7 protein-coding genes are annotated in these 12,350 nt (G+C 45.7%); 4 read left to right on the forward strand and 3 right to left on the reverse strand.

The annotated features are described in order from the left end of the window. Window positions 1–5: 5 nt before the first annotated feature. The 4 genes from DDR33_RS11155 to DDR33_RS11170 all read left to right on the forward strand — a co-directional run bounded on the left by DDR33_RS11155 (window position 6) and on the right by DDR33_RS11170 (window position 4,756). Window positions 6–959 carry a discoidin domain-containing protein gene (locus DDR33_RS11155; RefSeq protein WP_158280710.1) on the forward strand — a complete coding sequence of 318 codons (954 nt, stop codon included), beginning with the start codon at window positions 6–8 and terminating at the stop codon, window positions 957–959. A gap of 55 nt (window positions 960–1,014) precedes the next feature. Then, window positions 1,015–2,655 (forward strand): hypothetical protein, encoded by a 1,641-nt coding sequence (locus DDR33_RS11160; RefSeq protein ID WP_109415872.1) that lies wholly within the window; start codon window positions 1,015–1,017, stop codon window positions 2,653–2,655. Between the two features lie 222 nt (window positions 2,656–2,877). Further along, complete coding sequence (locus DDR33_RS11165) at window positions 2,878–3,897, forward strand: SDR family NAD(P)-dependent oxidoreductase (protein ID WP_109415972.1); 1,020 nt, start codon at window positions 2,878–2,880, stop codon at window positions 3,895–3,897. 43 nt (window positions 3,898–3,940) lie between these two features. Further along, window positions 3,941–4,756: a helix-turn-helix domain-containing protein gene (locus tag DDR33_RS11170; RefSeq protein ID WP_109415873.1), complete on the forward strand. Its 816-nt coding sequence runs from the start codon at window positions 3,941–3,943 to the stop codon at window positions 4,754–4,756. Between the two features lie 8 nt (window positions 4,757–4,764). Here the strand turns inward: DDR33_RS11170 and DDR33_RS11175 are convergent, their stop codons facing one another. From DDR33_RS11175 to DDR33_RS11185, 3 genes are all read right to left on the reverse strand, one after another. Continuing rightward, window positions 4,765–7,377: a helix-turn-helix domain-containing protein gene (locus DDR33_RS11175; RefSeq protein ID WP_202913718.1), complete on the reverse strand. Its 2,613-nt coding sequence runs from the start codon at window positions 7,375–7,377 to the stop codon at window positions 4,765–4,767. Between the two features lie 166 nt (window positions 7,378–7,543). After that, the gene (locus tag DDR33_RS11180) at window positions 7,544–9,163 is read right to left on the reverse strand and encodes a RagB/SusD family nutrient uptake outer membrane protein (protein WP_109415875.1); all 1,620 of its coding nucleotides are present in this window, start codon (window positions 9,161–9,163) and stop codon (window positions 7,544–7,546) included. A 17-nt stretch (window positions 9,164–9,180) separates the two neighbouring features. After that, the gene (locus DDR33_RS11185; protein ID WP_202913719.1) at window positions 9,181–12,174 is read right to left on the reverse strand and encodes a SusC/RagA family TonB-linked outer membrane protein; all 2,994 of its coding nucleotides are present in this window, start codon (window positions 12,172–12,174) and stop codon (window positions 9,181–9,183) included. Window positions 12,175–12,350 lie beyond the last annotated feature (176 nt).

Genomic DNA, 12,350 nt, shown 5'->3' on the forward strand with positions numbered 1-12,350 from the left:
AGACAATGTTAATAATCAGATTAATCACCACATCGTTTATTCTTTGCCTCCTGTTTACCGGATGTAAAGACGACATAAATTTACCAGATCAGCCGCTGTCAAACTATGTCAGTGTATATATGCCTCAGGCAGCAAATGGCCCGGTCTCTTATAATTTTACAACATCTGATACCTTGCCCGGAATCATTTACGGAGCATGTTACGGAGGTTTTGGCTATCCGGAAGAGGACATCCGGATCTCATTTAAAACCGGGAATGAAGCGGTAGTCGACAGCTTTAATGCTGCAAATAATTCTAATTATGTACTCTTGCCCGCGAAGAGCTACAAATTCGAAGAAGAACCGGAAGGGATCATCAAGAAAGGTCAGCTGGCGGCAATGCCTTCTAAAGTGCGTATATCTACGTCTGGAGAGAATGCACCTGATCTTTCTAAAACTTATCTTCTTCCTATATCCATTAAAAGCAGTTCTGTCAAAGTGAATGAGAAGCTGAGAACTCATTTTTGTATCGTTAACATTATTCCCACATTCTTTAACAGGAGTTCGTGGACTATTACCGATCTCTCCTCTCAGGAAAGCAATGGGGAAGGGCCTAATAACGGCAAAGCGATATTTGCCCTGGACGGGAATATCAACAGCTTCTGGCATACTCAGTGGCAGGGTGCTCAGCCAGGGCCTCCTCACCATCTGACTATAGATATGGGAGAGACAAAGAGGGTGTCGGGAGCTGCTGTTGTACCGCGGCAGGGAGTAAATAGTGGCAGGCCAAAAGATGTCCAGGTCTTTCTGAGTGAAGACAACTCAACCTGGCAGCTTGCTTATACAGGATCTTTAGCAAACGACGGTGCAACCCAGAAGGTATTCTTCCGGAATGCTGTGCAGGGACGCTATGTGAAATTGCAGATCAACACAGCTTATTCCTCTAATATGGTGCATCTTGCAGAGTTCTATTTGTTTTAATCTGCATCGTGTATTTATGGCTGTTGCCTAATTAGTGGAAAATAGATAAAAACAAATGAAGAAAATTATTCTAAGCTGCTTTGCTCTTTTTGGCTTTTTTACATTTGCTGCTGCGCAAAGTCCAAAGATTGTCAACATTGTTAATTTTGTAAGAGGTATCGAACCACGCGATGCCGCTATTACGAAGGATGTACTTTATCAAACAGTCGTGAACCAGGTGGATATTATGAAGAAATATCACCTCCCGGGCACCTTCCTCCTTCAGTACGACGCACTTACCGATATCCGCTACCAGGAACTTCTTAAAAGTCTGCCCCGGGATTCGTTTGAAATAGGAGCATGGTGGGAACTGCCGCAGGCTCTTATCGAAAAGGCGGGACTTAAATGGCGTGGACGTTATTCGTGGGACTGGCATGCGGATGTGGGTTTTTCTGTAGGCTATACTCCGGCAGAGCGGGAAAAGATCATAGATGTGTATATGGCTGATTTTAAGGAGATATTTGGGTATTATCCTTCTACAGTAGCTTCCTGGTTCATTGAAGCGCACTCGCTGAAGTACATGTACGATAAATATCATATAGTAGCTTCGGCCAATTGTAAGGATCAGTACGGGACAGATGGCTATACCTTGTGGGGTGGCTATTGGAACCAGGCATACTACCCCAGCAAAGTGAATTCGTATATGCCGACGCAGCATGCGGAGAACCAAATCCCTGTACCTGTTTTCAGGATGTTGGGAAGCGATCCGGTAAGGCAGTATGATACAGGAGTAAGTTCATCGAGGCAGGGTGTGATCACCCTGGAACCGGTATATCCTGATGCCGGAGGCGGTGAATCATGGGTAAACTGGTTTTTCAGATCCTTTACTGAAGACCCGTCTCTGGGCTTTAACTATACCCAGGCAGGGCAGGAGAACTCGTTTACCTGGCCTGCCATGAAAAAGGGGTTTGAAATTCAGATGCCTTTGATTGCGGGGCTAAGGGATGAAGGAAAGATCAGGGTTGAAACCATGGCTGAGTCGGGTTTGTGGTTTAAAAAGAACTACAAGGTTACTCCGGCCACTTCTTTTACCGTAACGAAGGATCTGGAAGACAGCGACAGGAAGACCATCTGGTTTAACAGCCGCTTCTACCGTACCAACTTTTTGTGGGAAAACGGAGGATTACGGATAAGGGATCTTCATTTGTTCGACGAAGCGTTGCAGGATGTTTATACTACCCAGACAGCTAAATCTAATGAGTGTTCCTTCTTTACTCTTCCCATAGTCGATGGTTTTATCTGGAGCAAACCGGGTAACCTGGCGGGTATGCGTTTTAAAGCAATTTTTGATGGAAAAGAAGTTTTATTAAAAGGAGGCCAGCCTGTTTTTATTAACAAAAAGAATACAGTGCTGGTTAGATGGCCACTTGAAAACGGGAGCGGCATACTGGAAATTACTCTTGACGAGAAGACGATGAAAATCCAATTTAGAGGGCGCCCGGATACCGGGTGGTACCTGGATCTGAATGTGGCGGAGGGGATTAAACTGCCGTTCACCGCTGTGGAGGAAAAAACGGTTAAATGTGAGTTTGAGGGAATGGGGTATCCGCTGAAGGCGGTTAAAGGGATATTCTCGAAGCCTCATGACGGGACTGTATTCAGGATTACACCGGAGAACAATGTGATATCTTTAAACCTGGTTGCCCGGTCATTTTAATGGGAGCGGTATTCATTGTGTATATGCCTGCAGAGGGGGCTCTAATAAGAAGCTCCCTTTGCAGGTTGTACCGGCATCTAACATTTTAGTCCGGGGGCTAGTGTGAAATATTTCCAGGAATATCATAACAAAACAGGCCTTTTAAACAAAGCATATTCGGCCTTCTAAACAAAACTGCCTGTGTCAGGACGGCTTATTTTTGTATCATCAAACGATATGAAAATGGAACAGAACAATTATCAGGGCGTTCTTCAGCGTCCGCTGGTTACAGGCTTTAACACCCGTTCGACAACAGAAGAGGTCATCAAAGGCATCGATCTCAGTGGTAAAATTGCTGTGGTGACCGGAGGAAATGCAGGAATCGGACTTGAAACTGTCAGAACACTTGCGGAGGCGGGCGCTACTGTGATTGTGCCTGCCAGGGACGTGGAAAAGGCTAAGAAAAATCTGGAGGACATCCCGAATGCCGAAATTGAAGCAATGGATATGATGACTCCTGCTTCGATAGATGCCTTTGCGGAAAAATTCCTTTCATCGCGGAGGCCTCTGCACCTGCTGATCAACAATGCCGGAATTATGTGGGTGCCGTTGAGGAGAGACAGCCGCGGCATTGAGTCGCAGCTGGCTACCAATTATATCGGTCAATTTCACCTGACGGCTAAACTGTGGCCTGCACTTAAGCAGGCAAAAGGGGCAAGAGTGGTGAATGTATCTTCTCTCGGACATCATATGTCGCCGTTTAGCTTTGAAGATCCGAACTTCGAACAACGGGAGTATGAAACGTTGCAGGCCTACGGACAATCAAAAACGGCGAGTAACCTGTTCGCCCTGGAACTGGATAACAGGGCCAAAGCGTATGATGTGAGGGCTTACTCCCTTCATCCCGGGTCGATAGCAGGCACTGAACTGGCCAGGGAAGCTCCAATAGAACTCTTTAGGAAGATGGGGTTCCTCGACGAAAACGGGCAGCTGTGTCCGGAAGTACTGGCGGCGTTGAAAACCATACCACAAGGCGCTGCTACAACTGTGTGGGCTGCTACCAGTCCGCTCCTGAATAATATCGGAGGGGTATATTGTGAGGATGGCGATATCGCAGAGCTGATTCCCGCAGCTGCAGAGGCTGCTGCACTCGCCAAAGTTCACCAAAGCGGAGTACAGGAGTATTCGCTGGACAAAAACAGTGCGAAGCTGCTCTGGACGCTTACAGAGCAAATGACTGGTCTTCGCTTTGAGGTTAAATAACCGTCCATTGTGTTAAATTTGTAAACCCGTAAGATCTTCTGACATGGAATACCAGGCAAAATATATCACTGAAGACATCAAGCTGTCCTGCTACGACGACAAGTTCTTTAAATCAGATATTATGTTTGATCATCACATGCTGATCTGGTTTATTTCCGGTGAAACGAAGATTGTCCGTCCTGAGGGAACCTATATGTTCGGGAAAGGTGATATTTTCCTGGTGCCGAGAAATCAGCTGGCGACTATTATTAATTATCCAAAAGATGGGCTGCCTCATAAAACAGTCGTCATGCACCTGACGACAGCCTGGCTCAGGAACTTTTATGACGGCCTGCCTGTAACGCCTTCAGCGGCAGATGTGCCAGGGATACGCCATTATACCGGGCATCCTTTACTTGAAAGCTGCCTGGCATCACTTGTTCCTTATTTTGAAATGAATAACTTACCTCCGGGGATCGCTAATCTGAAAATCACAGAGGCAGTTACCATACTGCGTTCTATAGATCCAGGTATCGATCAGGTACTTGCCAGTTTCGAAGAGCCAGGGAAGATAGACCTCGCTGGTTATATGGAGAAGAATTTCATGTTCAATATGACCCTGGAAAAGTTCGGGTACCTTACTGGGAGAAGTCTCACTACCTTTAAAAGGGACTTTAAGAAGGCTTTCTCCTCAACTCCGCAAAGATGGTTAACAAAAAAGCGTCTTGAACTGGCTCACTATCAATTCACAGAAAAAAAAAGAAAGCCAATCGAAGTCTGCTATGAGGTAGGCTTCGAAAATCTTTCTCATTTTTCGTTCGCTTTCAAAAAGCACTTTGGGTATGCCCCTTCGGAACTGTTGGCGGCAGGTGTTCCTTGATTGCCTTCTCATGCTTTTACTTTTTCAGCATATTCTGATGGCCTGCATCCATATACCTCCTGAAAACACTTGCTTAAATAGCTGGAGCTGCTGAAGCCAACTTTTTCAGCAATTTCGGCAATCGAAAGGTTCTCATTCAGAATAAGCTGTGCCGCTCTCTGTAAACGAATGTTCCGGATAAAAAGGCTTGGAGACTGATCTAATAAGGTAATGAGTTTCCTGTAGAGTCCGGTTCTTTCCATACAGAGATCACGGCTGAGTTGTTCAACCGAATAACCCGGAGTGTGAATATGTTTCTCAACCTGTTCGATTGCCCTGGTTAAAAACTCAGTATCGGCGGTACTAAGTTTGGCTTCCGGCGGCGACATATATGTCTCTGGTTCATCTCTTTTACTGACAGTGAACTTCTGCTTTTCTTCATATTGATTGCATTGATCTACCAGGTTCCGGATTCTCAGCAGAAGGATGTCTTCTTTGTGACGGCGTTCAAGCTTTTTCTGTTCGGAAAATAAATACAGTTTGACAGATGATACAAGCAGCAGGATAGAGAGTGCCGCATAGATGATGCAGGCAGTTGTAGTTTTCCACCAGGGTGCATAAATGATAATGCTCAGTGTAGCCGGGGCGCCATACCACCGGCGGCTATTGTCTGTTGCCATCACCTTGAGCATGTAATTACCCGGGGGCAAATTTGTGTAAGATATTCTTAAAATTCCGTCTGCCCCGTTTTTTTCACCAGGTCTGTCCAAAGGAGTTTCATGCCATCTGTCGTCAATCCCGGATAGCCGGTAGCGATAAACAGTTTGCGCCTGGTTCCGGTAGTTGAGGGCTGAAAATACAAATGATAAAAAGTTTTGATTATAGGAGAGTTGTATTTCGTTCGTGTACGGAGCAGTTTTTGAAAGTATGATCCGTTTATCGTACGCGCTGTCGGGGAGGACCACTTGTCCATATAGCATCAGCTCCGTAAAAACTGGCTTGAGCGGGATAGGAGAGGTAAAGATTTGCCGCGGCGGTAAGACGTTAAATCCGTCTATTCCTCCAAAGTATAGTGTTCCATCTGAAGCTTCGAAAGCCGCACCGTCTGCATACTCGCCATCCAGGGTGCCGTCATGCGGGTTAAAGTTGGAAAAACGTACTTCTTCTTTTTTATAATCCACCTGGATCTTTGAAATTCCATAGCTTGTTGTTATCCAGATGTTTCTGTTTTTGTCTTCCAGTATGGAATGAACAAAATTATTAGACAGGCCGTTGCCGGTATAAAATTTCCTGCTGGCCTTCCTTCCCGGAATGAAGAGTTCCAACCCATCCTGTGTGCCGCCCCAAACCCAGCCATGTGCATCTTTACAGAGGCAGGTGTAAGTTCTGTTCTGAAATATATGATCCTGTTCCTTCTGTGCCAGTTTTATCTGAACGTCTTTGGGCAGTGATGAAAAAGCCTGTGAATGCAGCACTTTCGTGTTTTTTATATGAGGCTGATATTTATAGTATCCCGACTGACTTCTCAGATATATATCGCCTTTGGCATCTTCGGCAAACGACTGAACAATAACATCCTCATGTGAATTTAAAAAAAGAGGCCTTTCTATTCGGATGAACTTATATCGCGCAGGGTGGTAATAAAGAAGACCGCGGTTGAGGGTGCCGAGCCAGTAACCTCCCTGCCGGTCGAGAAAGATGGTGCTTACTTCCGTCGAAAGGTGATGCCCATCGATGGTTTTAAGTACCGGAATGTAGTGTTTTTCCTGATTAGCCGGGTTGATCGTCCAGATTCCCTTCGGGCAGGTTATATATGCTATTTCTTCCGGAGTGATCATCAGGGTATTCAGGGTATAATCTTTCCTGAGCAATTGACTCCATTTCCTGTTTTCCGGATTGAAATAGAATAATCCCCCTATTTTTCCATTTCGCAATTGGTAGAAGCCCTTTTTCCCTTTTACCACAAGGGATGTCCTTTCATAGAGTTTTTGTTCGCTCCCCGGATAGGCAGCTGCGCTATACAGCTGTTTTCGGGTTCTTATTTCATAACATACAACCTGGCCGGAGCTGTAGAATAAGTATAGATGGTTGTTTTCTGTGGCCAGGTCCTGTAAATCGCCTTTGTTGCGTGGGAGATCGAATTTTCTGTCAGAGTCTGACAGGCGGAGTCCGTCTGCATTTAATAACCACATCCGGGATTGATTATCAATATAAAGGTCTTCAACGGAATTCTTTATTCCCCTGTGCTTGAAATAAGCCTGTAAATTGGAAATGTACTTTGATTTACGAAGATCAATGCACATCAGTTTCTGATAATCTTTGATCCACAACAGGGAATCCCCTTCCTGGTAGACCCGGTAAAATCCCAGGTATTTTTCAAGATGATAAATATGTTCAGATGTCCGGTGGATGTAGGAAAAGCCTGCGCCATCGTAGACATTTACATTTCCGCTCGTTGTAAATACCATTCTGCCGTCCCGCAGTTGGGAAATGTAACGAATCTGATTGTCACTAAGCCCATGTGATACGTTTACCGGTGTGTATACCACATCATTTGCCTTTAATTCAGGGCAGTAGAACAGGCAGACGGAAAGAATTGTAAAAACAAAAGCATATTTAATCAGGAGTTTGATACGTTGCATAGGCATTAGCTGGTCCTCTTGTTATAATGTTCTTAATTACATCAATAACCGGGTTATAAATTACAAAAAGTAAATAATTATTTCCAATGTACAGGACGCCTGAAATTCAGGGAGGTACAGGTCTGACCTTGTCAAGGCCTGTACCTCCCCGGGTTCGTTTCGGGTATTAATACCCCGGATTTTGCTGCAGATTTGAATTTGTCAGCCTCGCTGAGTTCGGTATGGGATACAGATCCCTGTTTCTGTTCTTTGTTGCATCATGGGAAAACCAGGATTTGGAGCTAAATACGCCAAACCGTATCATGTCCTGCCTCCTGCGGCCTTCTTGTGTAAATTCCCAGCCTAACTCGTCAAGCAACCTGCCATACGTGATGTCTCCGCCGCCTTCCTGTGTCGACCTGTTTTCGTCACGACGGCCGTAATCATAAACGCTTCCGCCTTTCAGCTGATCGTCTGTTACGGTTGCTTTTCCGGGGTTGTTTTTAAAGGCCCTTTGGCGTACCTGTGAGATCAGGGCACCAGCGCCTGGCTGCCCGGAGCGCAGCAATGCTTCCGCTTTCATCATGAGAATGTCCGCATAGCGGAACATAGGCCAGTCATTACTTAGCCGGTTGGTGATCCCTGTTGCATATTCAAATTTTCCCCACCGGTATCCATCAGTTATATCAGATTTATCGATACTGGGTACATCCTTTAAGTAAGCAAATGGTTTTCCATTATCGGCACGGGTGAGTATTTCGCCGGAGGCTTTATATTGTTGTCCTGATATAAAGTTTTCTTTCAGCCGGATATCCTCCGGATCAAATGATCCGATAAATTGAGGAATAACGCATACACCGCCCCATGGAGTGTTTGTAAAGTTATATGTCTGCTGGCTTTCGGAGGCAAGAGTATAGAGATGGAAATCGAATGCATTCCAGTCGGTAACGTAGATTTCATCGAAAGGAAGGGCAAAAATTATCTCTTTGGAGTTTTCATTGGCTGTCCGGAATACATCTTTCTGATTTGATTCCAAAGCGTATTCGCCTGTTTTACCGGCGAAGTCTATTACCTTGTCGCATGCCGTGATGCAATCAGTCCATCGGGGCGTACCTGTCCAAACTTCAGCGTTCAGGTACATTTTAGCCAATAGGGTATAAGCGCCCCATTTATTTATCCGGCCGTAATAATAGCCCCTGGCTGTTTCAGAAAGCTTATCTATATTCTGACTGATCTCGCTTACAACGAAATCGAATACTTCTTTCCTTGCCGACTGTTTGGGGAGCGACACATCTTTAAAGTCAGTGACAATCGGGACATTCCCATACAGGTCGACAAGAATATAATAATAAGATGCCCGCAGAACTTTGAGTTCGGACACCAGACCTTCCTTTATATCTCCGTTTACTATTATGATACCTTCCTCGATTTGTGAAAGCAGTCTGTTACAGGTATTTATTCCCGTATACGTGCGCACCCAGGGCTGAAGTGCCGAATCATCATCAGTGGTCCAGGTATGCAGGTGCCATCGTTTATAAATGCCGCCGTCTACCCAGCCATTCGGGCGGGCCGGCAGAACATCCTGGTCGGCACATAGTTCCTGAGCCCGTACTACGCCATTCCAAAGCAACATGGTTTCTCTCCAGGGAACATAGGCTGCATTGACAAGATAACTGACCTCCTGTTCAGTCTTCGGATTATATTTCTCTGAGATTACCTGGCCATAGCTATCGTCTTTAAGTTTTGTGCAAGCAGCCAGAACGAGTGTGATGACCGTAATGAATATGTATACTATTTTCGATTTCATCTCGGGTTTATTAAAAGTTAAAACTTAATACCTGCACCAAATGTGAACGAGCGGATACTGGGATACTGGTCTCTGTTGTCGTACCCGGGATTCAGTGCTTCAGCATTTACCTCGGGATCAACGCCTTTGTAACCCGTAATGACGAGGGCATTGAGTACAGAAGTATAGAGCCTCAGTGATTTGATGTGCTTCCCAAGCTTGTTAAAGGTGTATCCAAGGAGGATATTATCTACCTTCCAGTAATCCCCATCTTCCACATAATAGCTATTAAACTCAGGGTCAATATCTTTGCTCAGGGTGGTTTTTCCGAATACAGGATCGTTCACCGACTTTAAGCGATTCTCCATTCTGCTATTTTTGGCATTCTCATAATACATCCTGGCTTCGTTGATGATCTGAAAGCCAAAGGCCCCCCTCATGGTAATGGCTAAGTCGAAATTTTTATATCGGAAGTTGTTATTCCATCCGGCATACCACTTTGGAAGCCCGTTTCCTATGATTTGTTTTTCTTCGGGTGCGCGTGAGAAGTCGTTGTATGCGATCCGCGTTCCATCGGCTCCCTCATAGATCCACTTTCCGTTTTCATCGATGTCGACAACCTTGAATCCCCAGAAGTTTCCTATCCTTTCCCCAGCTTGTACCCGGTGTGATTCGGTCTTCACTGGTTCGGCCAGCCAGCCGGTGTTGAAATAGTCAAACTGGGTTTTGAATACGCTTCCATCGAGACTTTTCAGTTTATTAGAATTGGTTGAAAATGTAACGTTGGTATGCCAGTCAAAGTTTTTAGCCGTTACCGGAACACCTGAAAGAAGTACCTCAATCCCCCGGTTTTGCATTGTACCTCCGTTTGCCCACGTTTTATTATACAGGTTTGGAGGTACGGGGACACTGTACTCATAGAGAAGGCCGTCAACATTTCTGTTGTATGCGTCGATTGAACCGGATAGCCTGTTTTTTAAAAGGCTGAAATCGAGCCCGATGTTTGTCTCCTTTTTTTCTTCCCATTTCAGATCAGGGTTTGGGTTAGACGCGGGTACGATGGTTTGCACCCATTTACCGTTTACATAGGCGAATTTGTCATACTTGAGCATGGCAACACCCAGAAAACCATTGACAGGCTGGGAGCCTGTTACACCATAGCCAATGCGTAGTTTCAAATCATCAAGAACGTTCTGATCCTTCATGAAAGGTTCCCGTGTAATCCTCCATCCCAGAGATACAGCAGGGAAGGCTCCCCATTCATTGTCTGTGCCCCAAAGCTGACTTGCTCCTTCGTAACGTAAACTCGCCATTAGCAAATAACGGTCGTCGAAGGAGTAGGTGGCGCGTCCGAAGAATCCGATCAGATTAGTTGTCCACTTATGAGAATTTGCGTCTGCTTTTCCTTCCTTCAGCGCCGATCCGATGCCGATATTGTGCCACCCTCCAAATTGATCATCCTGGAACCCGAAATTTGAGAAATACATGTCCTCAAAATCGACCCCATTATAGCTGTATCCACCAAGAAAGCTCATTTTATGCCGGTTGATCTGTTTGTTATAGAGCGCTGTGAGTTCTACCAGCGATTCTGACCGTGCTGAAGCCCCCACCGATGACCATCCGGCGAAACCATCTCTTCTGGCAGACGCGTGGTTGAGCGTTTCTGAATAGCCGTGGTTCCTTTTTTGTTCAACATACGACATGACGCCCGAAAGAGTGAGATCCCTGACTGGATTGAACGTGAGCCCGCCATTGAACCGCACTTCTGTATTTTTTACGTCTCCATAGCTTTCCTCCAGTCTTGCCACGGGGTTTTCATACTCAAATTTGCTCAAGTTCTCATACCAGCTTCCATCGGCATTTTTTACCGGGTCTGTAGGGTTCCGCAATAAAGCCTGGCGGTAAGTATATCCACTGAAGCTGCCTGAATTTGCCGTTGATTCAAACTTGTTCTTTTTACCCAGAAAACCGACCTTGACCTGCAGTTTATCGTCGAACATCTTGTGTGTGACCTCGGTACGGCCCTGAAATGTCTCATTTGCGGATTTAAGCATAATTCCTTCCGATGAATTGCTGTTGAGGTTCACAATGTAGTTTGTGGATGAGGCTCCTCCGCGAAGAGATAAGTTATGTACCTGTGTGAATGGCGTTCGCATAATTTCATCCAGCCATTCGGTGCTTGCTCCATGATCTTCATTCGGGTAAAGCGCCGCGAACTCCGTTGCATTTAACAGGTCTGGCTTCTTAAGTATGCGGGAGGTGCTCATATAGCCATTATAATCTACCTGGTTGGTCTCACCTCCTTTGCTTTTTTTTGTTGTAACGAAGATCACTCCGTTGGTTCCTCTCGTCCCATAGATAGCTGCAGCTGAACCGTCTTTCAAGACATCAACGCTTTCTACATCTTCCGGTGCAACTGTGTTAATGCTTCCGGGAACTCCGTCAATAAGGACCAGGGGAGCCGTATTTGCTCCGCCAATGGTGTTGGTGCCTCTTAGCCGGAACTGGGTTGTTGATGTAGGATCGCCGCTTGGATTGCTGACAGCGAGTCCGGCGACTTTCCCCTGAATGAGCTGCCCGACATCTTTGATCGCTCCCTGTGCAAAATTTTCAGGCCTTACACTTGCCACCGAACTGGTTACATCCCCTTTTTTCTGAGTGCCGTATCCTATGATGACCACATCTTCCAGTAGCCGCGAGTCTTCTACCAGGGAAATACTAAGTGATTTTCGCCCTTTAAGCGGGATCTCCCGGGTTTGGTACCCAAGATAACTGACAACCAGAACGGCGTCGGGGACCAGACCGGGCAGTGTGAACCGGCCGCTTTCATCAGTGCTGGCACCATTTCCTTTCGATCCTTTGACAATAATAGTGGCGCCTATAATGGCTGCTCCCTTTTCATCGAGGACCTTTCCTGATACATTTACCTTTTCCTGTGCATATCCCTGCACAGCAAGTAAGTACAGGCCCGTTATAAGACACATCAGATGCCTTATCAAACCTGCTAAACCAGATCTAAGTTTACTCATCATTTTTTGTTATTGGTTTATAAATAATTATGGTTGTTAATAGTTATCGCAGATCCAGCCTATCGGTGGGCGAAATGCAATCCTGAGCGCATTGCGGGAACGAAACTGATCGTTGATTGACGGAAATGACGGATAGCTACTGAAACAAATTTATCACGGATGAGCCTGAGGAAGACAAC

The sequence above is a fragment of the Pararcticibacter amylolyticus genome, assembly GCF_003130405.1.
GTDB classification, from domain to species: domain Bacteria; phylum Bacteroidota; class Bacteroidia; order Sphingobacteriales; family Sphingobacteriaceae; genus Arcticibacter; species Arcticibacter amylolyticus.